Source organism: Bradyrhizobium sp. BR14999 (genome assembly GCF_056106085.1).
On record NZ_CM148536.1, the window covers coordinates 3226044 to 3247625 of the forward strand.

At 64.5% G+C, this 21582-nt stretch carries 21 protein-coding genes; 17 read left to right on the forward strand and 4 right to left on the reverse strand.

Annotated elements, in window-relative coordinates:
* The first annotated feature begins 5 nt into the window (after nucleotides 1-5).
* The 6 genes from ACR9YP_RS14830 to ACR9YP_RS14855 all read left to right on the forward strand — a co-directional run bounded on the left by ACR9YP_RS14830 (nucleotide 6) and on the right by ACR9YP_RS14855 (nucleotide 5111).
* On the forward strand, nucleotides 6-491 hold the full coding sequence (locus tag ACR9YP_RS14830) for a GNAT family N-acetyltransferase (RefSeq protein WP_438106083.1): 486 nt from the start codon (nucleotides 6-8) through the stop codon (nucleotides 489-491).
* Nucleotides 491-1000, forward strand: a complete 510-nt coding sequence (locus ACR9YP_RS14835; RefSeq protein ID WP_370990877.1) for a dihydrofolate reductase — start codon at nucleotides 491-493, stop codon at nucleotides 998-1000. Before ACR9YP_RS14830 ends, ACR9YP_RS14835 begins: the two co-directional genes overlap by 1 nt.
* 153 nt (nucleotides 1001-1153) lie before the next feature.
* A complete protein-coding gene (hflK, locus tag ACR9YP_RS14840; RefSeq protein ID WP_438106085.1) occupies nucleotides 1154-2290 on the forward strand; it encodes an FtsH protease activity modulator HflK in 1137 nt (378 codons plus the stop codon).
* Nucleotides 2287-3183 carry a protease modulator HflC gene (gene hflC / locus ACR9YP_RS14845; RefSeq protein WP_438106086.1) on the forward strand — a complete coding sequence of 299 codons (897 nt, stop codon included), beginning with the start codon at nucleotides 2287-2289 and terminating at the stop codon, nucleotides 3181-3183. The genes hflK and hflC overlap by 4 nt, the downstream gene beginning before the upstream one ends.
* A gap of 71 nt (nucleotides 3184-3254) precedes the next feature.
* Nucleotides 3255-3461 (forward strand): DUF2065 domain-containing protein, encoded by a 207-nt coding sequence (locus tag ACR9YP_RS14850; protein WP_027560516.1) that lies wholly within the window; start codon nucleotides 3255-3257, stop codon nucleotides 3459-3461.
* Between the two features lie 144 nt (nucleotides 3462-3605).
* Nucleotides 3606-5111 carry a Do family serine endopeptidase gene (locus tag ACR9YP_RS14855; RefSeq protein WP_128935963.1) on the forward strand — a complete coding sequence of 502 codons (1506 nt, stop codon included), beginning with the start codon at nucleotides 3606-3608 and terminating at the stop codon, nucleotides 5109-5111.
* 139 nt (nucleotides 5112-5250) lie between these two features.
* Here the strand turns inward: ACR9YP_RS14855 and serB are convergent, their stop codons facing one another.
* Nucleotides 5251-6156, reverse strand: coding sequence for a phosphoserine phosphatase SerB (serB, locus tag ACR9YP_RS14860; protein WP_091879008.1), 906 nt, complete (start codon nucleotides 6154-6156; stop codon nucleotides 5251-5253).
* A gap of 11 nt (nucleotides 6157-6167) precedes the next feature.
* On the opposite strand from serB, the gene miaA reads away from it, so the two are divergent.
* The 9 genes from miaA to ACR9YP_RS14905 all read left to right on the forward strand — a co-directional run bounded on the left by miaA (nucleotide 6168) and on the right by ACR9YP_RS14905 (nucleotide 16623).
* Nucleotides 6168-7115 (forward strand): tRNA (adenosine(37)-N6)-dimethylallyltransferase MiaA, encoded by a 948-nt coding sequence (miaA, locus tag ACR9YP_RS14865; protein WP_474220249.1) that lies wholly within the window; start codon nucleotides 6168-6170, stop codon nucleotides 7113-7115.
* 328 nt (nucleotides 7116-7443) lie between these two features.
* Complete coding sequence (locus tag ACR9YP_RS14870; protein WP_474220251.1) at nucleotides 7444-9219, forward strand: acetolactate synthase 3 large subunit; 1776 nt, start codon at nucleotides 7444-7446, stop codon at nucleotides 9217-9219.
* Nucleotides 9220-9362: 143 nt separating this feature from the next.
* A complete protein-coding gene (gene ilvN / locus ACR9YP_RS14875; protein WP_091878999.1) occupies nucleotides 9363-9905 on the forward strand; it encodes an acetolactate synthase small subunit in 543 nt (180 codons plus the stop codon).
* 3 nt (nucleotides 9906-9908) lie between these two features.
* Entirely contained in the window at nucleotides 9909-10604 is a 696-nt protein-coding gene (locus tag ACR9YP_RS14880; RefSeq protein WP_370990882.1) for a class I SAM-dependent methyltransferase, read from the forward strand.
* 48 nt (nucleotides 10605-10652) lie between these two features.
* The gene (locus ACR9YP_RS14885) at nucleotides 10653-11543 is read left to right on the forward strand and encodes an EamA family transporter (RefSeq protein ID WP_474220255.1); all 891 of its coding nucleotides are present in this window, start codon (nucleotides 10653-10655) and stop codon (nucleotides 11541-11543) included.
* A 7-nt stretch (nucleotides 11544-11550) separates the two neighbouring features.
* Entirely contained in the window at nucleotides 11551-12153 is a 603-nt protein-coding gene (locus ACR9YP_RS14890; RefSeq protein ID WP_474220257.1) for a LysE family translocator, read from the forward strand.
* A gap of 133 nt (nucleotides 12154-12286) precedes the next feature.
* Nucleotides 12287-13306 (forward strand): ketol-acid reductoisomerase, encoded by a 1020-nt coding sequence (gene ilvC, locus ACR9YP_RS14895; RefSeq protein WP_035700280.1) that lies wholly within the window; start codon nucleotides 12287-12289, stop codon nucleotides 13304-13306.
* A gap of 490 nt (nucleotides 13307-13796) precedes the next feature.
* A complete protein-coding gene (locus tag ACR9YP_RS14900; RefSeq protein WP_474220258.1) occupies nucleotides 13797-14642 on the forward strand; it encodes an SDR family oxidoreductase in 846 nt (281 codons plus the stop codon).
* Nucleotides 14643-14910: 268 nt separating this feature from the next.
* Nucleotides 14911-16623, forward strand: coding sequence for a sulfatase-like hydrolase/transferase (locus ACR9YP_RS14905; RefSeq protein WP_474220261.1), 1713 nt, complete (start codon nucleotides 14911-14913; stop codon nucleotides 16621-16623).
* Between the two features lie 109 nt (nucleotides 16624-16732).
* On the opposite strand, the gene ACR9YP_RS14910 is transcribed toward ACR9YP_RS14905, so the two are convergent.
* Nucleotides 16733-18292: a glycine betaine ABC transporter substrate-binding protein gene (locus tag ACR9YP_RS14910; protein WP_474220262.1), complete on the reverse strand. Its 1560-nt coding sequence runs from the start codon at nucleotides 18290-18292 to the stop codon at nucleotides 16733-16735.
* The gene (locus tag ACR9YP_RS14915; RefSeq protein ID WP_370990890.1) at nucleotides 18289-19071 is read right to left on the reverse strand and encodes an ATP-binding cassette domain-containing protein; all 783 of its coding nucleotides are present in this window, start codon (nucleotides 19069-19071) and stop codon (nucleotides 18289-18291) included. Before ACR9YP_RS14915 ends, ACR9YP_RS14910 begins: the two co-directional genes overlap by 4 nt.
* 280 nt (nucleotides 19072-19351) lie before the next feature.
* Between ACR9YP_RS14915 and ACR9YP_RS14920 the strand changes: the two genes are divergently transcribed.
* Both ACR9YP_RS14920 and ACR9YP_RS14925 read left to right on the forward strand, forming a co-directional pair.
* The gene (locus tag ACR9YP_RS14920; RefSeq protein WP_091878976.1) at nucleotides 19352-20170 is read left to right on the forward strand and encodes an ABC transporter ATP-binding protein; all 819 of its coding nucleotides are present in this window, start codon (nucleotides 19352-19354) and stop codon (nucleotides 20168-20170) included.
* Nucleotides 20170-20958, forward strand: coding sequence for an ABC transporter permease (locus ACR9YP_RS14925; protein WP_370987518.1), 789 nt, complete (start codon nucleotides 20170-20172; stop codon nucleotides 20956-20958). Before ACR9YP_RS14920 ends, ACR9YP_RS14925 begins: the two co-directional genes overlap by 1 nt.
* Nucleotides 20959-21119: 161 nt before the next feature.
* On the opposite strand, the gene ACR9YP_RS14930 is transcribed toward ACR9YP_RS14925, so the two are convergent.
* On the reverse strand, nucleotides 21120-21569 hold the full coding sequence (locus ACR9YP_RS14930; RefSeq protein WP_438106102.1) for a cupin domain-containing protein: 450 nt from the start codon (nucleotides 21567-21569) through the stop codon (nucleotides 21120-21122).
* Nucleotides 21570-21582: the final 13 nt, after the last annotated feature.

Below are 21582 nucleotides of genomic sequence, written 5' to 3' on the forward strand. Positions count from 1 at the left end.
GTCCTATGTCGCTCAACATCCGCCGCGTGCGACCGGGAGAAGCCGGGCTCGTTCTTTCCTTCATCCGCGAGCTCGCCGAATACGAGAAGCTTTCGCACGAGGTCGAGGCGACCGAGGCTGACATCGCGGACGCGCTGTTCGGCGACAGGCCGCAACTCTATTGCGCGATCGCCGAGTGGAACGGCGAGTCGGTCGGTTTTGCGGTGTGGTTTGCGAACTTCTCCACTTTCAGCGGCCGGCACGGCATCTATCTCGAAGACCTCTATGTGCGACCGTCGCATCGGGGCAGGGGCCTCGGCAAGGCGCTGCTGGTCTATCTCGCGAAGGAATGCGTCGATAACGGCTGGTCGCGCCTGCAATGGGCGGTGCTCGACTGGAACGCGCCGTCGATCGCGTTCTACAAATCGCTCGGTGCCGTCATGATGGACGACTGGACGCTGTGTCGCGTCACCGGGCCGGCGCTGACACGGCTTGCCGGGAGCGCGTCCTGATGGAGATCGTCTTCGTTGTCGCGATCGCCGAGAACGGAATCATCGGCGCAGGCAACGCGATCCCGTGGCGCTTGAAATCTGACATGGCGCGCTTCAAGGCGCTCACGATCGGCAAGCCTGTGATCATGGGTCGCAAGACCTTCGAATCCCTGCGCCGTCCGCTGCCGGGCCGCACCAACATCGTGATCACGCGCGATGCGGGTTATCGCGCTATCGGGGCCATCGTCACGACATCGGCGGCGGATGCAAACGAGGTTGCGCGGGGCGACGCCCTGCGGCGTTCGGTCGCCGAGATCGCGGTGATCGGCGGCGCCGAGATCTATCGGCAGTTGCTCGATCGCGCCGATCGGCTCGAAATCACTGAAGTGCATGCGCGGCCTGAAGGCGACACGCATTTCGACATCGACAAGGCGGAGTGGGATGAGGTGGCACGCATCCGTCATCCTGCCGGCCCCGACGACAGCGCCGACTTCTCCTATGTGACATATCGTCGGCGGGCGGGCCATTAACCGCATTCGCCAATGTTTACATTGACTTTTTCGTGCCCGAGCATAGCTCGGAAGACAGTCAGGGCTGCGTTGTAAGGGACCTGCCTGTCCCCTATAAAGCCGGACCGGACAAGCGGGCGGGGGTCATTTCCACCCTGCCGAGGAGAGCGTCGTATGCCGTGGAAGAATCAGGGCGGTGGCCCGTGGGGCTCGGGTCCAAAGGGACCATGGGGCTCAGGCCCGCAACCGGTCGGGCCGAGGCCGCCGGATCTGGAAGACCTTCTGCGACGCGGCCAGGACCGCCTCCAGCAAATTATGCCCGGCGGCTATTTCTCCGGCCTCGGCATCACGCTGATCATCCTGCTCATCGTCGCGTTCTGGCTGCTATCGGGCTTTTTCCGCGTGCAGTCCGAAGAGCTCGGCGTCGTGCTCCGCTTCGGCAAGCACGTCCGCACGGTGCAGCCGGGCCTGAATTACCATCTGCCCTATCCGATCGAGACAGTACTGCTGCCCAAGGCGCTGCGCGTCAACACCATCTCCATCGGCATGACGCTGATCGACGATCCGGCGCGGCGCGGCCGCTCCATACGTGACGTCCCGGAAGAGAGCCTGATGCTGACCGGCGACGAAAACATCGTCGACGTCGACTTCACCGTGCTCTGGCGCATCAAGCCGGATGGCGTCGGCGACTTCCTCTTCAACATCCAGAATCCCGAAGGCACCGTGAAGGCAGTCGCCGAGAGCGCGATGCGCGAGGTGATCGGCCGCTCGCAGATCCAGCCGATCCTGACCGGGGCGCGCAATGTCACCGAACAGGGCGTGCAGGAGCTGATCCAGAAGACCCTCGACAGCTATGGCGCGGGCATTCTCATCACCCAGGTGCAGATGCAGAAGGTCGATCCGCCGGCGCAGGTGATCGACGCCTTCCGCGACGTGCAGGCTGCGCGCGCCAATCTCGAGCAGCTGCAAAACGAGGCGCAGACCTACGCCAACCAGGTGGTCCCGCAGGCGCGCGGACGGGCGGCCAAGATCCTCCAGGACGCCGAAGGCTACAAGGAGCAGGCGGTCGCCGAGGCCAAGGGCCAGAGCGCGCGCTTCCTGAAAGTGTACGACGAATACAAGAAGGCGCCCGACGTGACGCGAGAACGGATTTATCTGGAGACGATGGAGCGCGTGCTCGGCGGCGCCGATAAGCTCGTCTATGACGGTGGCCCCTCGGGCCAAGGCGTCGTGCCCTATCTGCCGCTTCCCGAACTGGCGCCCAAGCGGGCACCTATGACCGGTCCGCAGTCGAGCGGAGGCAGCCGATGAGGTCTCCGGTTACAGGTTTCGTCTCGCTGCTCGGGCTGCTTCTGATCCTGATCGTGGCCTACATGTCGCTGTTCACGGTGCAGCAGACCGAGCAGACCATCGTGCTCCAGTTCGGCAAGCCTGTCGACGTCGTCACCGTGCCCGGCCTGCATTTCAAGGCGCCGTGGAATTCGGTGATCAACATCGACAAGCGGATCCTCGACCTGGAGAACCCGTCGCAGGAAGCGATCGCCTCCGACCAGAAGCGGCTGGTGGTCGACGCCTTCGCGCGCTACCGCATCAAGGACGCGCTGCGCTTCTATCAGAGTGTCGGCTCGATCCAGGCTGCCAACATTCAGCTGACCACGCTCCTGAACGCGGCGCTGCGCCGCGTGCTCGGCGAGGTTAGCTTCATCAACGTGGTGCGCGACGACCGCGAAAAGCTGATGCTGCGTATCCGCGATCAGCTCGACCGCGAGGCCGATGGCTACGGCATTCAGGTCGTCGATGTCCGGATCCGCCGCGCCGACCTGCCCGAGCAGAACAGCCAGGCGGTCTACCAGCGCATGAAAACCGAGCGTGAGCGCGAGGCCGCCGAGTTCCGTGCACAGGGTGGCCAGAAGGCTCAGGAGATCAAGTCCAAGGCAGACCGCGAGGCGACCGTCATCGTCGCAGAAGCCAATTCGCAGGCTGAGCAGACCCGCGGTGCGGGCGATGCAGAGCGCAACCGCCTGTTTGCGGAAGCCTACAGCAAGGACGCCGACTTCTTCGCCTTCTACCGGTCGATGACGGCCTATGAGAACGGGTTGCGTTCGAACGACACCCGCTTCCTGTTGCGGCCGGACTCGGATTTCTTCCGGTACTTCGGTAGCCCGTCCGGCAAGACGGCGACCGAGACGCCGGCAAAGCCGTAAGCTAGACAAGGGCGGCCGGTCTGGCCGCCCTTTGTCCAGACAAGAACAGCATAACGGGAGGTTCCATTCCGATGAGGTCCATTGCGTTCGCCGACTTCCTCATCGGCCTAGGCATCCTGTTCGTGCTCGAAGGCTTGATGTTCGCGGCAAGTCCCAACTGGATGCGCAAGGCCATGAAGAGCGCCATCGCCACGCCGGACAACATCCTGCGGGCGGTCGGGATCGGTTCGGCCGTGGCCGGCCTGATCCTGATCTGGGTAATGCGGCGCCCGGTTTAGGCGTCATGCCAACGTCAAAGTGAAGGCGAACGACTGGTTTTCGCCGTATTATCGGGGTGTTGAGACCCGTTAAGCTCTGCGCTTGCGCCGTCCCCCCGTTCGAGCGCAGTCTGGCGCCGAACCCCCTATTCTCTGGAGATCACAATGACCGCTGCCACCATTGCCCCGTCCCGCTTGCGCCATTGGGTGCGAACTGGGCTGGCCGCGCTCGCCATCGGTGCCTTCGGCGCATTCGGCACGCCGGCTCATGCGCGTGGACCGGACGGCATCGCCGACGTCGCCGAGAAGGTGATCGACGCGGTCGTCAACATCTCCACGTCGCAGACCGTCGATGCCAAGGGCGGCGGCAGCAACACCATGCCGCAACTGCCGCCCGGCTCGCCATTCGAGGAGTTCTTCGACGACTTCTTCAAGAACCGCAGGGGTCCCGGCGGTGGCAGCAAAGGCGGTGACAACAACCCGCCGCGCAAGACCAATTCGCTCGGCTCCGGTTTCATCATCGACACATCAGGCGTGGTCGTCACCAACAACCACGTCATTGCCGATGCCGACGAGATCCACGTCATTCTCAACGATGGAACCAAGATCAAGGCCGAACTGGTCGGCGTCGACAAGAAGACCGACCTCGCCGTGCTCAAGATCAAGCCGCCGAAGCCGTTGGTCGCGGTGAAGTTCGGCGACTCCGACAAGCTGCGCCTCGGCGACTGGGTGGTCGCGATCGGCAACCCCTTCAGTCTCGGTGGCACGGTGACGGCCGGTATCGTCTCGGCCAAGAACCGCGACATCTCCTCAGGGCCATATGACAGCTACATCCAGACCGACGCCTCCATCAACCGCGGCAATTCCGGCGGCCCGCTGTTCAACCTCGACGGTGACGTCATCGGCGTCAACACGCTGATCATCTCGCCCTCCGGCGGCTCCATCGGCATCGGCTTCGCCGTGCCGTCGAAGACCGTCGTGGGCGTCGTCGACCAGCTCCGGCAGTTCGGCGAGCTGCGCCGCGGCTGGTTAGGGGTGCGCATCCAGAGCGTCACCGACGAGATCGCCGAGAGCCTCAGCATCAAGCCCGCGCGTGGCGCGCTGATCGCCGGCGTCGACGACAAGGGCCCGGCCAAGCCCGCCGGCATCGAGCCCGGCGACGTCGTCGTCAAGTTCGACGGCAAGGACGTCAAGGACCCGAAGGACCTGTCCCGCGTCGTCGCCGACACGGCGGTCGGCAAGGAGGTCGACGTGATCATCATCCGCAAGGGTCAGGAGCAGACCAAGAAGGTCACGCTCGGCCGCCTCCAGGATCCCGAGAAGGTTCAGGCCGCGGTGAAGACCGACGAACCCGCGCCCGAGAAGCCGGTAACGCAGAAGGCGCTCGGTCTCGATCTGGCGACGCTGAGCAAGGATCTGCGCACGCGCTACAAGATCAAGGACACCGTCAAGGGCGTGGTCGTCACCAGTGTCGACGCCAATTCCGACGCCGCCGAGAAGCGGCTGTCCGCCGGTGACGTCATCGTCGAGGTGGCGCAGGAGGCGGTGTCGAGCGGCGCCGAGATCCAGAAGCGGGTCGACCAGCTCAAGAAGGACGGCAAGAAGTCAGTGCTGCTGCTCGTCTCCAATGCCGACGGCGAGCTGCGCTTCGTGGCGCTGAGCGTGCAGTAGGAGATGCTTAGTCCCACGCTCACTGTCATGCCCCGCGAAGGCGGGGCATCCAGTACGCCGCGGCCTCTCCGTATCCTCGCATGGTCTCTGGAATACTGGATCACCCGCTTTCGCGGGTGATGACAGCTGAGAGGAGGCTCTAAGCCTCCACGAACTCCTCGCGCCGATATCCCTGCGCATAGAGCAGCGCGGTGAGATCGCCGTGATCGATCCGCGCCGCCGCAGCAGCAGCCACCGCCGGCTTGGCATGATACGCCACGCCCAGCCCGGCCGCCTGGATCATCCCGAGGTCATTGGCGCCGTCGCCGACCACGACCGACTCGAGGTCGTCGAGATCGAACGATTCCATCAGATCCACCAGCGTCGCGAGTTTCGCGGCGCGGCCCAAGATCGGTTGCTTCACCTCGCCGGTGAACTTGCCGTCGCGCACCACGAGCTCGTTGGCGCGGTTTTCCTGGAAGCCGAGCTTGGCGGCGACCGCGGTCGTGAACAGCGTGAACCCGCCCGAGACGAGGCAGGTGTAGGCGCCGTGCGCGCGCATGGTCGCGACCAGCTCACGGCCGCCGGGGGTCAGCGTGATGCGCTTGGCCAGCACCTCGTCGACCGCGCTGGCGGGCAGATCCTTGAGCAGCGCAACGCGCTCGCGCAGCGCCGGCTCGAACTCGATCTCGCCGCGCATCGCGCGTTCGGTGATGGCGGCCACATGCGCCTTCACCCCGACGAAGTCGGCGAGCTCGTCGATGCATTCCTGGCCGATCATGGTGGAATCCATGTCGGCGAGAAAAAGCTTCTTGCGCCGGAAGCCGACTGGCTGCACGACGATGTCGATGGGCAGGTCGCCGCGAAGCTCGCGGAGCCGCTGCTCGATGGCGTGGCGGTCGCCTTCGAGGTTACTGTCGGCGCCGAAGGGAATGTCGACCGCAACCCCGTCGAACAGCCAGTGCGCGGGAGCTGCCTTTGGCAGCACGGCGCGGGCGCCGTCGACGATGGTAGAGTCGAGCGCAGGATTGTCGGGATTGCAGATCAGCGTGGCGACGAGGGACATTTGAGGTTTTCGTGAGCGAGGGGCAAGTCAGCGGAGGGCATGTTGGCAAGGCCGTGCTTATCGCAGGCCCGACCGCCAGCGGCAAGTCGGCGCTGGCGCTCGAGCTTGCGCTCGCCACCGGCGGTGTCGTCATCAACGCCGATTCCATGCAGGTCTACCGCGACCTGCGCATCATCACGGCACGGCCGACAGGGGCGGATGAGGCGCTCGTGCCGCATCGTCTCTACGGCCACGTCGATGCGGCCGTGAATTTCTCGGCTGGTGCCTGGGTGAGCGACGCGGCGAAGGTGCTGGAAGCGGCGACGGCCGATGGCCGCCTGCCGATCTTCATCGGCGGCACCGGGCTCTATTTCAAGGCACTGACGGCGGGCCTTTCCGTGGTGCCGCCAATTCCCGCTGAGGTGCGCGAGGACGTGCGCGCGCGGCTGGAACGGAACGGCGTCGAGGCGCTGCACGCGGAACTCGCACACCGCGATCCGCGCGCGGCCGAACGATTGAATCTGCGCGACCGCACCCGGATCGCGCGCGCGCTCGAAGTGGTCGAGGCGACCGGCCGTTCGCTGCTCGACTGGCACGGCGAGGGCCAGCCGCCGTTGCTGCCGAAGGATAGTTTTCGCGCGGTGTTTCTCGCCCCCGAGCGCGACGAGCTCTATGCCCGCATCGATGCCCGCTTCGATGCCATGCTAGGCGCCGGCGCGCTGAGGGAGGTCGAGCGGCTCGCCGCCAGACACCTCGATCCGCTGCTGCCGGCCATGAAGGCCCATGGCGTGCCGGCGCTGATCCGGCATCTGCGCGGCGAGCTCAGCCTGGACGAAGCAGCCACAATCGGCCGTGCCGACACCCGCCATTACGCCAAGCGCCAGTTCACCTGGTTCCGGCACCAATTGCCCGAGTTCGAATGGGTCAAGCCGGAGGAGGCGAGGGGATGGCTCGCGGCGGCGACTGCGGACGCCGACTGACGTGCTTTTGTGCCCGGTTCCCGAATTTACCTCTCGCCGAACCCTGGGAACCCCGCTACACTGCCAAAATCGCGCGGGAACGGCCGCATTGCCTTGACATCCAGGCTTTGGCCGCTATGTTTCGCGCAACCTTTGGGAAGCCGGGCGCCTGCCATGCGTAACATTATTACCAACCTCCTTATCGCCGTCGTACCCAGGCACACCGCCGGGGGTGGCTAGCTGCCATCCACAAGACAGGCGGTGTGCGTGGGCCCTCTTCGGGGCCTTTTTTATTTCCCGAACCCGACACGAACGAAGCCGCTGACAACAGCGCATCCGGAGCAAGCCAATGACCGACAAGAGCCACGATCCGAACCAGATGACCGGCGCCGCGATGATCGTCCGCGCGCTCATCGATCACGGCGTGACCGACATTTTCGGCTATCCCGGCGGCGCGGTGCTTCCGATCTATGACGAGATCTTCCAGCAGAGCGAGGTCCAGCACATTCTGGTCCGCCATGAGCAGGGCGCGGGCCACGCCGCCGAGGGTTATGCGCGCTCGACCGGTAAGCCGGGCGTCGCCCTGGTGACTTCCGGCCCCGGCGCCACCAACATGGTGACGCCGCTGACCGACGCATTGATGGACTCGATCCCGCTGGTCTGCATCTCCGGCCAGGTGCCGACGCATCTGATCGGCAACGATGCCTTCCAGGAATGCGACACCGTCGGCATCACGCGCCCCTGCACCAAGCACAATTGGCTGGTGCGCGACGTCAACGATCTCGCCAAGGTGCTGCACGAGGCGTTCTACGTCGCGACCTCCGGCCGGCCGGGCCCGGTGCTGGTCGACGTTCCCAAGGACGTGCAGTTCGCGACCGGCACCTATCATCCGCCGCGCAAGTCCGACGTGCATCGTTCCTATGCGCCGCGCGTGAAGGGCGATGCGACGCAGATCCGCAAGGCGGTGGCGCTGCTCGCGAACGCCAAGCGCCCGGTGATCTACAGCGGCGGCGGCGTCATCAATTCCGGTCCCGAGGCGACCAAGCTCTTGCGCGAGCTGGTCGAGGTCACCGGCTTCCCGATCACCTCCACGCTGATGGGCTTGGGTGCATATCCGGCTTCGGGCAAGAACTGGCTCGGCATGCTCGGCATGCACGGCACTTACGAAGCCAACATGACCATGCATGATTGCGACGTCATGCTGTGCGTCGGCGCGCGCTTCGACGACCGCATCACCGGCCGCGTCGACGCGTTCTCGCCAGGCTCGAAGAAGATCCACATCGATATCGACCCGTCCTCGATCAACAAGAACATCCGCGTCGACGTGCCGATCATCGGCGATTGCGGCAACATCCTCGGCGACATCCTCCAGGTGTTCAAGGCGGAGGCGAAGAAGCCCGACATCAAGTCGTGGTGGCAGCAGATCGCGCAGTGGCGTGCCCGCAACTCGCTCTACTACAAGAAGAGCAACGACGTCATCCTGCCGCAGCACGCGATCCAGAGCCTGTTCGAGCTGACGCGTGGCAAGGATACCTACATCACGACCGAGGTCGGCCAGCATCAGATGTGGGCGGCGCAGTTCTACGGCTTCGAGGAGCCGCATCGCTGGATGACGTCGGGCGGTCTCGGCACCATGGGCTACGGCCTGCCGGCGGCGATCGGCGTGCAGGTGGCCCATCCCGACAGCCTCGTCATCGACATCGCGGGTGATGCCTCGGTGCAGATGACGATGCAGGAGATGTCGACGGCAGTGCAGTACGAGCTGCCGATCAAGATCTTCATCCTGAACAACCAGTATATGGGCATGGTGCGGCAGTGGCAGCAGCTGCTGCATGGCAACCGCCTGTCGCATTCCTATTCGGAGGCGCTGCCGGATTTCGTCAAGCTCGCCGAAGCCTATGGCGGCGTCGGCCTCCAGGTGCACAAGCCCGCCGATCTCGAGGGCGCCATCAAGGAGATGATCTCGGTCAAGCGCCCGGTGCTGTTCGACTGCCGCGTCGCCGCGCTGGAAAACTGCTTCCCGATGATCCCCTCCGGCAAGGCGCATAACGAGATGCTGTTGCCTGAGCAGGCCAACGACGAGGCTACCGCGAAGGCATTCGCCGCCGGCAAGGCGCTGGTGTGAGCGCGATGATCACAAGCTCCGCTGTCATCGCCCGGCTCGACCGGGCGATCCAGTACGCCGCGGCCTGCGTGAAAAATCCCGGCCGGTGAACGCTGAATGCCCGCCTTCGCAGGGCGTGACGAGAGACATTTGAGGGGACGACAATGAACCAGCCGGCATCTGCCTACTTCATCGAGGACCGCCACGATCCCAACGAGACGCACACGCTCGCGGTGCTCGTGCAGAACGAGCCGGGCGTGCTCGCGCGCGTCATCGGCCTGTTCTCGGGCCGCGGCTACAACATCGAAAGTCTCACGGTCTCGGAGACCGAGGCCCAGAAGCATCTGTCGCGCATCACCATCGTCACCACCGGCACGCCGATGGTGATCGAGCAGATCAAGCACCAGCTCGATCGCATGATCCCGGTCTACCGCGTCGTCGACATGACCCAGACCAAGCGCTCGATCGAGCGCGAGCTTGCCATGGTGAAGGTGCGCGGGCAGGGCGAGCACCGCGTCGAGGCGCTCAGGCTGGCGGATGCGTTCCGCGCCCGTGTGATCGATGCAACCACCGAGAGCTTTGTGTTCGAGATCACAGGCAACACTGAAAAGATCAACCAATATATCGACCTTATGCGTCCGCTCGGCCTCGTCGAGGTGTCGCGCACCGGCGTTGCCGCGATTGGTCGCGGGCCTGAAGGGATGTGAACCATGCTGGCGCGCGACTGGTACTATAACGAGCGGAACCGGATGGGGATCGAGCCCGCGGTGGCGTCGATCTATGACAACCATGACGATGCCGATCTGCGGGCGCGCGCCGCGCTGAAAATGCTCGGGGTCCAGCGCGGCTGGCGCATCGCCGACATCGGCTGCGGCAACGGCGTGCTCGCGACCGAAGGGGCGCTGATAGGTGCAGAGGTCGATGCCATCGATATCTCGCCCGCGATGCTGGCGCTCGCCGAAATCTATGCACGTGACCGCAAGGCGCCGGTCCGCACCCAGTCGGCCGGCCTGCTGAGCTTCTCCTACCGGCCGGAATCCTACGATTTGATCGTCAGCGAGTTCACGCTGCATCATCTGCCGGACTTCTGGAAGGCAGTGGCGATATCGCGGATCTATCGCGCGCTGAAGCCGGGCGCGAGCTTCTACCTGCGCGACATCGTCTACGCTTCGATGCCGGATGCGATCGAGCGCGATGTCGAGCAATGGGCGGACTTCCAGATCAAGAACCACGACTTTTCGCGCGAAGGCGTCGTCACGCACATGCGCGACGAATATTCCACCTTCGGCTGGGTGATGGAGCGGATGCTGACCGACGTCGGCTTCACGCTGATCTCGGCCGATTATCACGCCCCCATGCACGGCACTTATCTGCTGAGGAAACCGAAAGCCGGCGAGCAAGGCTAGACAGAAAAAGCAACAGGGCTGCACGATAGTGCAGAACCGGGAACAACAATGAAGCCGGCTGACATCCTCATCGCCATCCTGGTGGCGATCATCTGGGGGCTTGCCTTCGTGGCGAGCCGGATCACGCTCGACGAACTGTCACCGGAGTTGATGACGGCGCTACGCTTCACCATCGCTGCGGTCCCATGCCTGTTCATTCGCAAGCCGAAGATTGCCTGGTCGCTCCTGATCGCGATCAGCTTCACGCTGTTTCTCGGCCAGTTCCTGTCCCAGGCCTATGGTATCGCCCATGGCGTGCCGGTGGGGCTGACCAGTGTCGTCGTGCAGAGCCAGGCGCTCTTCACTATCGGCTTTGCCGCGCTCGCATTCGGCGAGCGGCCGACGCCGATGCAGGCACTCGGCACCGGCATTGCTGCGATCGGTCTTCTGATGATCTGCGGCACTGTCGGCTATGATTTCAGCGCCGCTGCGTTTGCGGTGCTGATGATCTCGCCAGTCAGCTTTGCCGTCGGCAATCTCTTGCTGCGTGGCGCCCGCGGCGTGCCCATGTTCGACCTGTTCGCGTGGTTGTGTCTCGCCTCGGCGATACCGTTGTTCGCGCTGGCGCTTATCGCCAACGGCCCGGCGTCGACCTGGATATCGCTGACCCACATCTCGCTGACGTCAGCGTTCTGCATGCTGGCGCTTGGCGGCGCCTCGACAAGCATCGCCTATTGGCTGTGGGGTCGGCTGCTGCGCGACTATCCAGCCGCCCAGGTGGTGCCGTTCGCGCTGCTGGTGCCGTTCGTGGGATCGGCGGCCTCAAGCGTCGTGTTCGGCGAGCGGTTCGGACCCCTAAGGCTCGCCGGCATGCTGACCGTGATCGGCGGTATCGCGGTGATGGTGCTGGCGAAGCGGCCCAAGGCGTTGCCTGAAGAGCCGCTGCCCAAAGTCGCGTGAGGTGAGCATGTCCCAATCGCTGTTCTATGCCTTTCTCATCTTCATGGTCGTGATGTACTTCACGCCCGGGCCGAACAACATCATGCTGCTGTCCTCGGGCCTGACCTACGGCTTCCGGCGCACCATCCCCCACATCGTCGGGATCGTCATCGGCTTTGCCTTCATGGTGGCCGCGGTCGGCCTCGGGCTCGGCACCGTGTTTCTGGCCTATCCGATCCTCCAGACCATCCTGAAATATGCCGGTGCGGCCTACCTGATCTATCTCGCCGCCGCGATCGCCATGTCCGGCCCGACCAAGCCGGACAAGGGGGGCGGCCGCGGCCCGATGACCTTCTGGGGCGCGGCGATGTTCCAATGGATCAACGCGAAAGGCTGGGTGATTGTGATCGGCACCATTACCGCCTACGCGGCGATCGCCCAATTCCCGCTCAACATCGCAATCCAGACCGTGATCAGCCTGCTCGTCGGCGCGGTTTCGACCGTGGTCTGGGCTCTGTTCGGCTCCGCATTGCGGCCGGTCCTGACCTCAGAGCGGCTGGTCCGCGCCTTCAATATCCTGATGGCGGTGCTGCTGCTCGCTTCCCTCTACCCCGTCTTCATGGATGCATGATGCCGCAGATTTCCATGCAGAAACGGGTTTCCCAGGGGCCCTAAAATGCTCTAGACAGCCCCCGAAATCCGTCAATTCACCTTCGAAAGACCTGACCATCGGCCGATTCCGGCCCCGAACGAGGAAACGAACTATGCGTGTTTATTACGATCGCGACGCCGACCTGAACCTGATCAAGGGCAAGAAGGTCGCCATCGTCGGCTATGGCAGCCAGGGCCACGCCCATGCGCTCAACCTGAAGGACTCCGGCGTCAAGGAGGTGGCGATTGCGCTGCGCAAGGGTTCGGCATCGGCCAAGAAGGCGGAGAACGCCGGCTTCAAGGTGATGGAAGTCGCCGAAGCCGCCAAATGGGCCGACCTCGTCATGATGCTGACCCCGGACGAGCTCCAAGGCGACATCTACCGCGAGCACCTGCACGACAACATGAAGAAGGGCGCCGCCCTCGTGTTCGCGCATGGCCTCAACGTCCACTTCAACCTGCTCGACCCGCGCGCCGACCTCGACGTGCTGATGATCGCGCCGAAGGGCCCCGGCCACACCGTGCGCTCGGAGTATCAGCGCGGCGGCGGTGTGCCCTGCCTGATCGCGATCGCCAAGGATGTCTCGGGCAATGCCCACGACCTCGGCCTGTCCTATGCGTCCGCCATCGGCGGCGGCCGTGCCGGCATCATCGAGACCACTTTCAAGGAAGAATGCGAGACCGACCTGTTCGGCGAGCAGGTGGTGCTCTGCGGCGGCCTGGTCGAGCTGATCAAGGGCGGCTACGAGACCCTGGTCGAAGCCGGCTACGCCCCGGAGATGGCCTATTTCGAGTGCCTGCACGAAGTGAAGCTGATCGTCGACCTGATCTATGAAGGCGGCATCGCCAACATGAACTACTCCATCTCCAACACCGCCGAGTACGGCGAGTATGTCACCGGTCCGCGCATCATCACCGACGAGACCAAGAAGGAGATGCGGAAGGTTCTCGCCGACATCCAGGGCGGCAAGTTCGCCCGCGACTGGATGCTCGAGAACAAGGTCAACCAGACCTCGTTCAAGGCGACCCGCGCCAAGCTCGCCGCGCACCCGATCGAGGAAGTCGGCGCGAAGCTGCGCGACATGATGCCCTGGATCAAGAAGGGCGCACTGGTCGATAAGAGCAAGAACTAAGCCGTTGTGCCCCGGACGCAGCGCAGCACCGCGCTGCTGATCCGGGGTCCAATGCGGCTTCTGGGTGACGGCTCTGCGCTTCGCTTCGCTTATCCGGGACACGAGCGAACACAAGCTTCGGTCGCCAAACCAAATCTTAAGCCCTTTGCAATTATCGTCGAGCGAGATCGCGGACAGCGGTCTCGCTCTTTCCTCCTCGCGCGAAGCATTGCTGCTTCATTCAAATTCTTCGCGAGCTGACGCGCTGCTTGAGCGACAAGAACTGACGCTTAAACCACATTCTTGGTCTCGCGTCGTTTTTCAAGGCTTCTTAGAACTTCCTGATCGTCAAAATCGCTGCATCGTCAGAGCCAAGGATTCGGCTCTTCATCCCTCTTTTTAACGCGCCTTCGACTCATGGCGCACCTGCTGCGCGGACTTCCGAGCTGGGCGGCATTGCGCCCCGGCACCTTCCTCCTACATGATTGCGGGAACTCGAGGGGAGGGGACCATGCGATCTGTCGTCGTCACCGGCGCATCCACCGGCATTGGCTGGGCAGTTGCGAAATTTCTGATCGGGCGTGGCTATCGCGTGTTCGGCAGTGTCCGCAAGCAGGCCGACGCCGACCGGCTCAAGAGTGAGTTCGGCACCAATTTCACGCCATTGCTGTTCGACGTCACCGACGAGGCAGCAGTCCTCGCTGCTGCGCGAAAAGTTCGCGAGGCGCTGGGCGGCGAGACGCTGGCGGGGCTCGTCAACAATGCAGGCATCGCGGTCGCCGGCCCCGTGCTCGAATTGTCGCTCGACGATTTCCGCCGCCAGATGGACGTCAACGTCATCGGTCCGGTCATCGCAACACAGGCGTTCGGGCCGCTGCTGGGCGCAGACCCCGCGCTGAAGGGGCCGAAGGGCCGGATCGTGATGATCAGCTCGGTCGCCGGCAAGAACGGCAATCCGCTGGCGGCACCTTACAGCACCTCCAAGCACGCCATCGAGGGCCTGTCGGAGAGCCTGCGCCGCGAGCTGATGCTGTTCGGCATCGACGTCATCATCGTCGCACCCGGCGCGGTGAAGACGCCGATCTGGAGCAAGGCCGAAGAGATCGACCTCTCCGTCTACCAGAACTCGCCCTATCTGCCGGCACTTAACAAGGCGATGGCGTTCATGATGGACATCGGCGCCAAGGGCCTGCCCGCCGAGCGTATCGCCGAAGTGGTGTTCGAGGCGCTGACGGCGGCAAGCCCAAAGGTGCGCTACCAGATCACGCCGGACCCGCTTCGCCATCTGATCGGCGCCCTGCTGCCGAAACGGACGCTGGACCGCATCATCGCCAAGCGCCTCGGGCTGCTGCCGTAGGGGTGACCGACGTTCAGCTCGCCTCGGCCGTCCATCCTATCGCCAAGCCCTGACGTTGCGAGGAGCGGCCTGCCGGGCCTGCGGCCCACGTCTTCCGCTAACAATAAGCGAAAGTCGGATCGCCGGACGCGTTGCCTGTCATTGACTGTTCCATTACAGTTTTATGACACGGCGCAGGCTTCCGGCTGCGCCGGGCGCCGCTAGCCGTCTCGAGGCCGGCGAGACCGCTTTGGCATCACCGCGCCGGACCAGAAGTTGCGTGTCGTCGATGGCGTCCGCGCCCAATCCAGGTCCTTCTGCCACGACCGCCGTGCTGGCGAGCGTCGCCGCGCTCGGCATCTGGCGGTTGCTCGCGGTCACAGCACCCCATTTCGCAGCGATCGCGCTGATGTACGAGACCGAGACCGATTTCGGCTCGCGCCTCTCCTTCGCGCTGGCCTGGGGCATCCTCAATTTCTTCTGGATCACGCTGCTGCGGCGGCCGGCCCTATCGGGCGCGCTGTCGCTGACCATGGTCGTCGTGCTGGTGCTGCTGTCCCGGCTCAAGCACGACGTCGTGCAGATGACGGTCAACTTCATCGACCTGATGATGATCGACCGCGACACCGTCGCATTCCTGTTCACGATCTTCCCGAATTTGCGCTGGTCGGTGATCCTGGCCGGCCTCGTCACGCTGCCGCTGATGTATGCGCTGTGGTGGCTCGATCCGTTCCGCATCCGCCGTCTGCCGGCGTTCACCTGCAAGCTCGCCTGCCTTGCCGCGCTGGTCGGCTATTCGCTCTATCATCCTGATGAAGCCTGGCGCGGCTATTACGACGACGGCTATCTCTCGAAATTCTTCCGCTCCGGCGTCACCGCGGTCGCCGATTTCGTGCAGTACGGTTTCATGGAATCCGCCGCCGCGACCAACGAGCGGCTCAACGTGCCGCTGGTCGATGAGTGCCACCCTGCGGGTCGCCGGCCCAACATCATCATGATCCACGATGAATCGAGCTTCGACATCCGCGCCGCGCAGGGCATCAAGGTGCCGCCGCGCTACGGTGACCACTTCAAGTCCTGGGACGGCAAGCAGCGCACGTTCCTGGCCGAGAGCAATGGCGGGCCGAGCTGGTTCACCGAATACAACGTGCTTGCGGGGCTCTCCTCGCGTTCGTTCGGCCGCTTCGCCTATTTCGTGACGCGCATCGCCTCGAACCGCGTCGAGCGCGGCCTGCCGTTGGCGCTGCGCCGTTGCGGCTACGACACGATGTCGCTGTATCCCGCCCATGGCGGCTTCATGGGCGCGCGCAGCTTCCAGATCACGACCGGCATCGAACGCTTCCTCGACTCGAAGGATCTCGGCGCCAAGGACGTCGAGCCGGACTCCTTCTTCTACGACAAGGCGCTTCAGCTGATGGGGCAACAGCCGCCGAACAAGCCGCTGTTCACCTTCATCTATCTCGGTGCCAATCATTTCCCCTGGGAGACGCGCTTCCGCCCCGATCTGATGCCGAACTGGCGCGCGCCCGGCAACGTGCCGTCGATTGACGAATATCTGCGCCGCCAGGCGATGAGCGCCGAGCAGTACAGGACTTTCGTCGCCGGCCTGAAGAAGAATTTTCCCGGCGAGCCTTTCCTGATCGTGCGCTACGGAGATCACCAGCCGGAATTTGCGCCGAACCTGCTCGAGCCCGGGCTCGACGAGGGCGCTCTCGGCAAGAAGCTCGACGCTTACGATCCGCGTCTCTACGCAACCTATTACGCGATCGACGCCGTCAATTTCGAGCCGGTGAAGAGCGACGCCGTGATGGACACGATCGACGGCCCGTATCTGCCGCTGGTGATCCAGGAGGCCGCCGGCATCCCGCTCGATCCGTCCTTCGCCGAGCAGAAGGCGATCATGCTCCGCTGCAAGGGCATCTTCTACGGCTGCAAGGACGGCGCCGAGGCGCGGCGGCTGAACCGGCTGCTGATCAACGCGGGGATAATCCGGGGCCTGTAGCGCTGATCGCTGGTGGGCAAAGCGAAGCGTGCCCACCATCTTGTCGCGCGTGTCCAAAGACGGTGGGCACGGCGCTTACGCGCCTTTGCCCACCCTACGAAATCCCGTCCTACCGCCCGCCCACCTTCTCCCACAGCCACTTCGCCACCGCATCGGGCGATGAATTCGCATCGTTGCCGCTGGCGCGCAAATTGGCTTCGCGCATGGTCGCGATGTCGATCCTGCCGAGAAGCGGTTTGAGCGCCGCCTGTAGCCGCTCATCGCTGGCGCGCTTCGGCGCGAGCAACAGGATCGCGTCGTAGGGTGGGATCGCGTGCCTGGGATCATCGAGCGCGACGAGATCGTATTTCGCGATCAGGCCGTCGCTGGTGTAGCCGGCGATCACGTCGACCTCGCCGCTGGCGACCGCGGCATACATGAAGTCCGGCTGCATCTGTCGTTGGGCGCGGAAGGAAAGGCCGTAGACCTTTTGCAGCGCGGCCCATTCGGGGCGCGAGAAGAACTCGTAGTCGCCGGCGATCGACATCGTCGATGTGTGCGCGGCGAGATCGGCGATGCTGCGGATGCCAAGCGCCTCGGCGCGCCTTCTCGGCATCACCAACGCATAGGCATTCTCGAATCCGAGCTCGCCGAGCAAGGTGATGTTCTCTTTTGCGAGGGCTGTCTTCAGCTCTGCGAGCAGCTCCGCGCGCGGCTTGATGTCGGTGCGATGCAACTGGTTGGCCCAGAGCGTACCGGAATAGTCGACATAGAGATCGATGTCCCCGGCCTTCAGTGCCTCGAAGATCACGCTGGAGCCGAGGCCGGATCGCGCGGTGGCGGAAAGTCCGGCCGCCTGGAGGCGGTCCCTGAGCAGCGCCGACAGCACATATTGCTCGGCGAAGGTTTTGGCGCCGACCACATAGCTCTGCGACGAGCGTCCCAGCGTCGGCACCAGCGTGGCAGCGACAAGTGCGGCGATCCCGATCGCCCCGAGCCCGGCGCGCATGCGCCTGCGTTGGCGCAGACCGGTCTCGATCAGGCCGAGCAGCTGATCGACGGCAAGCGCGAGCAGGGCCGAGGCCAGGCAGCCGAACAGCACGAACACCCAGTTCTGGGTCTGAAGCCCGGCGAAGATGTAATTGCCGAGGCTGGTCTGCCCGATCGGCGTCGACAGCGTCGCCGTGCCGATCACCCACACCGCGGCGGTGCGGATGCCCGCCATCATCACCGGCAGCGCCAGCGGCAGTTCGACCATGACCAGCGACTGCCGTGCGGTCATTCCGACACCCTTGGCGGCTTCGAGCAGCGCCGGATCGATGCCGTTGAGACCGGTGATGCCATTGCGCAGCACCGGCAACATCGAATAGAGCGCGAGCGCCAGCATCGCCGGGAGGAAGCCGAAAGCGGAGAAGGAGACGCCGAACCAGGCGAGCGTGACGGAAGCCGCCAGCAGCAGCAGCGGATAGAACAGCGCAAGCAGCGCCAGCCCAGGCACGGTCTGCACGATGCTGGCGAACGCGAGCAGCATGCCGCGCGGCGCCGGGCGATTGCGTGTCAGGATGGCCAGTGGCAGGCTGACGGCGAGACCGAGCGCGAGCGCGGCAAGGCTTACCCGCACATGGTTGCCGAGATAGTCGGGCAAATGCGACAGCGCCTCGCCCCAGCGCGGGTCGGTGAAGAAGCTCATGCCCCACCGCCCTGCGGCAACAGCGCATTCAATCGCTCGACCTGGCGCCGGGGCGTGCGCAACAGCTCCAGCACATAGGCGTCGCCACTCTTTGACAGCTCTGCCGGCGTGCCCTGGGCCAGCAGCGTTCCAGCGCGCATCACCGCAATGCGGTCGGCCAGCAAAATCGCCTCTGTCATGTCATGCGTGATCATCACGGTGGTCAGGCCGAGCTTGCGGTGCAGGTCGCGAAAATCCTCGCCGAGCGCATCGCGGGTGAGGGGATCGAGCGCGCCGAACGGCTCATCCATCAGCATGATGTGGGGCTTTGCCGCGAGCGCCCGCGCCACGCCGACGCGCTGGCGCTGGCCACCCGAGAGCTCTTCCGGCAGCCGGTCGCGATGTCCGGCACGGTCGAGCTGCACGAGCTCCAGCAGTTCGTCGACACGCGCGGCGATGTCCGTAGCCGACGCGCCCAGCAGTCTTGGCGTGATCCCGATATTGTCGGCAACGCTCAAATGCGGAAACAGCCCACCGGCCTGGAACACGTAGCCGATCCGCCGCCGCAGCGCGACCGGATCGACATTTCGCACGTCCTCGCCCTCGATCATGATCGTGCCGCCATCCGCCTCGATCAGCCGGTTGGCGAGCCGCAGCAGGGTGGTCTTGCCGGAGCCCGAGCCACCGACGATCGCCACAAATTCGCCTTCGGCGATGTCGAGCGAGACGTCGTCCACGGCCTTGAGCGGGCCGAAGCTCTTGGTGACATGCGCATAGCTGATCATCGGCCGGGAGGGCATCACGGGTGGGCTCGCTTTTCTCTCACCCTCCCCTGGAGGGGGAGGGTCGATCGCGCGCAGCGCGAGCGGGGTGGGGTGATCTCTCCACTCGGGCACTGTTCTTCGCAGAGAGACCTTCACCCCACCCCGTCTCACATTTCGCTGCGCTTATGTGAGCCGACCCTCCCCCTCCAGGGGAGGGTAAGAGCACGGCAAGACCCCATGCGTAGCACGCTTGGCGCCTTGATTGAACTTGGCCGCGCGAGCGGCTAAGGCATCGGTCCAGGTTTGGAGGAAGCACATGACGACGCCCACGGCGGTGGCGCTGGAAGATGCCAAGGTCGCGTTCCGCCTCGGGGACGGCCGGGTCTATACGGCGGTTGAGAAAGCCCATCTCGCGGTGGCGCAGGGCGAGTTCGTCGCCATTGTCGGCCCGACCGGCTGCGGGAAATCCACGCTGCTCAACGTCGCCGCCGGGCTGCTCAAGCCCGCAGCCGGCAGCGTCAGGATATTCGACCAGCCGCTCGCGGGGCTGAACCGGGATGCCGGCTACCTGTTCCAGGCCGACGCGCTGTTCCCGTGGAAGACCGCGCTCGACAATGTCGCCATCGGGCTCGAGATCAAGGGCACGCCGCGCTCCGAAGCGCTGCCGCGGGCGCAGCAATGGCTGACCTCTGTCGGGCTCGGCGCCTTCGCGAACCGCTATCCGCACATGCTCTCCGGCGGCCAGCGCAAGCGCGTGGCGCTGGCGCAGGTGCTGATCCGCGATCCAAAAATCCTGCTGATGGACGAGCCGTTCGGGCCGCTCGATGCGCAGACGCGCCAAGTCATGGGCAACCTGCTGCTCGACCTCTGGAACGCCGACCGCAAGGCGGTGCTGTTCGTCACCCACGACCTCGAAGAGGCAATCGCGCTCGCCGATCGCGTCGTGATCATGTCGGCGGGGCCGTCCTCGCGCATCATCGGCGACTGGCGCGTGAGCTTGCCGCGGCCGCGCGATATTTTCGAGGTGCGGCTCGACAAGGAGTTTCACTCACTGCATCGCGAGATCTGGAGCGTGCTCAAGGACGAGGTGATGAAGGGTTACGAGCAGTCCACTCACGCGAAGGAGGCGGTCTGATGTCGCGCCCGACGCTGCTTGCGCTGCAAGTCCTGGTCGCGGTCGTCTGCATTGTGCTGTGGCAAGTGCTGTCGACCGTCCCCGTGTTCGGCAAGATCCTGCTGCCGCCGTTCTTCTTCTCCAACCCGTTCGACGTGTTCAACCAGATCGTGAAGTGGTTCGCGTCCGGCGTGATCTGGAAGCATCTCGGCATTACGCTCGCGGAATCGATCCTGGCGTTCTTGATCGGATCGCTCGGCGGCGTGCTGGTCGGCTTCTGGTTTGCGCGCCAGCCGCTGGTTGCGGCCGTGTTCGACCCTTACGTCAAAATGGTCAACGCGCTGCCGCGCGTGGTGCTGGCGCCGATCTTCGCGCTGTGGCTCGGCCTCGGCATCTGGTCCAAGGTCGCGCTCGGCGTGACGCTGGTCTTCTTCATCGTCTTCTTCAACGTCTATCAGGGCGTGAAGGAAGTCAGCCGCACCGTGCTCGACAATGGCCGTATGCTGGGTATGAGCGAGCGGCAATTGATGCAGCACGTCTATTGGCCTTCGGCGCTGTCCTGGATGTTCTCCTCCCTGCACACCTCGGTCGGCTTCGCCGTGGTCGGCGCGGTCGTCGGCGAATATCTGGGATCGGCGGCCGGGCTCGGCTATCTCATTCAGCAGGCCGAGGGCATCTTCGACGTCGCCGGCGTGTTCGCCGGCATGTTCGTGCTGTCGGCCTTCGTCATCCTGATCGACTTCGGCGTGACACTGGTGGAGCGCCGTCTCTTAGTGTGGCGGCCGACAGCGTCGGATGGGCGGGGATAGCAGTAGGAAAATTAGCCACATCCAAGGTGCGCTCCCTCCCCCGCCTGCGGGGAAGGGTTGGGGAGAGAGCGTCTCCACTTGCGAGAGCCCCCAAGAGGAGAGAACCCTCACCCGCGCCTTCGGCGCGACCTCTCCCGCAAGCGGGAGAGGTGAAGACAAGCTCAATCCAGCAGCTTGGTGTCGTCGGGCGCCTGCGGTGGCGTCTTGATCGCGATCGCTTTGACCTGGCCGCTGATCGGCTTGGTGCCGCCATGCGGCGTGCCCTTCGGGATGATTACGAGGTCACCGGGCTTCACCGTCACCTCCTTGTCGCCGAGCCAGATCGTCCCGGTGCCATCCAGGATGTACTGGATCTCGTTGGTGTTGGGATGCAGGTGCTTGGGCACGTTGCCGACCTGGATCGAGATGGTGGCACCGTCCGCGCTCGCGAACATTTTGGAGCGGAAGCCGACGGCGTTGGCGGGACCGAGCGCGTCGCCTTCCATCTCGCCGGTATGGATGATCTGCGCGGTGATGTTTTCAGCGGCGAGCGCAGGCCGGAGCAGGTGGGTGGCGCCGCATCCGGCGGCAAAGGCGGCGGCGATCGACAGCCCGGCAGCAAGGCGATTCATGGATGATCCTCCC

Excerpts from the sequence above, each read along its gene's own strand:
- ACR9YP_RS14830 (WP_438106083.1), top strand. The coding sequence starts at position 6 with ATGTCGCTCAACATCCGCCGCGTGCGACCGGGAGAAGCCGGGCTCGTT.
- ACR9YP_RS14835 (WP_370990877.1), top strand. The coding sequence starts at position 491 with ATGGAGATCGTCTTCGTTGTCGCGATCGCCGAGAACGGAATCATCGGC.
- hflK (WP_438106085.1), top strand. The coding sequence starts at position 1,154 with ATGCCGTGGAAGAATCAGGGCGGTGGCCCGTGGGGCTCGGGTCCAAAG.
- hflC (WP_438106086.1), top strand. The coding sequence starts at position 2,287 with ATGAGGTCTCCGGTTACAGGTTTCGTCTCGCTGCTCGGGCTGCTTCTG.
- ACR9YP_RS14850 (WP_027560516.1), top strand. The coding sequence starts at position 3,255 with ATGAGGTCCATTGCGTTCGCCGACTTCCTCATCGGCCTAGGCATCCTG.
- ACR9YP_RS14855 (WP_128935963.1), top strand. The coding sequence starts at position 3,606 with ATGACCGCTGCCACCATTGCCCCGTCCCGCTTGCGCCATTGGGTGCGA.
- serB (WP_091879008.1), bottom strand. The coding sequence starts at position 6,156 with ATGTCCCTCGTCGCCACGCTGATCTGCAATCCCGACAATCCTGCGCTC.
- ACR9YP_RS14870 (WP_474220251.1), top strand. The coding sequence starts at position 7,444 with ATGACCGACAAGAGCCACGATCCGAACCAGATGACCGGCGCCGCGATG.
- ilvN (WP_091878999.1), top strand. The coding sequence starts at position 9,363 with ATGAACCAGCCGGCATCTGCCTACTTCATCGAGGACCGCCACGATCCC.
- ACR9YP_RS14880 (WP_370990882.1), top strand. The coding sequence starts at position 9,909 with ATGCTGGCGCGCGACTGGTACTATAACGAGCGGAACCGGATGGGGATC.
- ACR9YP_RS14885 (WP_474220255.1), top strand. The coding sequence starts at position 10,653 with ATGAAGCCGGCTGACATCCTCATCGCCATCCTGGTGGCGATCATCTGG.
- ACR9YP_RS14890 (WP_474220257.1), top strand. The coding sequence starts at position 11,551 with ATGTCCCAATCGCTGTTCTATGCCTTTCTCATCTTCATGGTCGTGATG.
- ilvC (WP_035700280.1), top strand. The coding sequence starts at position 12,287 with ATGCGTGTTTATTACGATCGCGACGCCGACCTGAACCTGATCAAGGGC.
- ACR9YP_RS14900 (WP_474220258.1), top strand. The coding sequence starts at position 13,797 with ATGCGATCTGTCGTCGTCACCGGCGCATCCACCGGCATTGGCTGGGCA.
- ACR9YP_RS14905 (WP_474220261.1), top strand. The coding sequence starts at position 14,911 with ATGGCGTCCGCGCCCAATCCAGGTCCTTCTGCCACGACCGCCGTGCTG.
- ACR9YP_RS14910 (WP_474220262.1), bottom strand. The coding sequence starts at position 18,292 with ATGAGCTTCTTCACCGACCCGCGCTGGGGCGAGGCGCTGTCGCATTTG.
- ACR9YP_RS14915 (WP_370990890.1), bottom strand. The coding sequence starts at position 19,071 with ATGCCCTCCCGGCCGATGATCAGCTATGCGCATGTCACCAAGAGCTTC.
- ACR9YP_RS14920 (WP_091878976.1), top strand. The coding sequence starts at position 19,352 with ATGACGACGCCCACGGCGGTGGCGCTGGAAGATGCCAAGGTCGCGTTC.
- ACR9YP_RS14925 (WP_370987518.1), top strand. The coding sequence starts at position 20,170 with ATGTCGCGCCCGACGCTGCTTGCGCTGCAAGTCCTGGTCGCGGTCGTC.
- ACR9YP_RS14930 (WP_438106102.1), bottom strand. The coding sequence starts at position 21,569 with ATGAATCGCCTTGCTGCCGGGCTGTCGATCGCCGCCGCCTTTGCCGCC.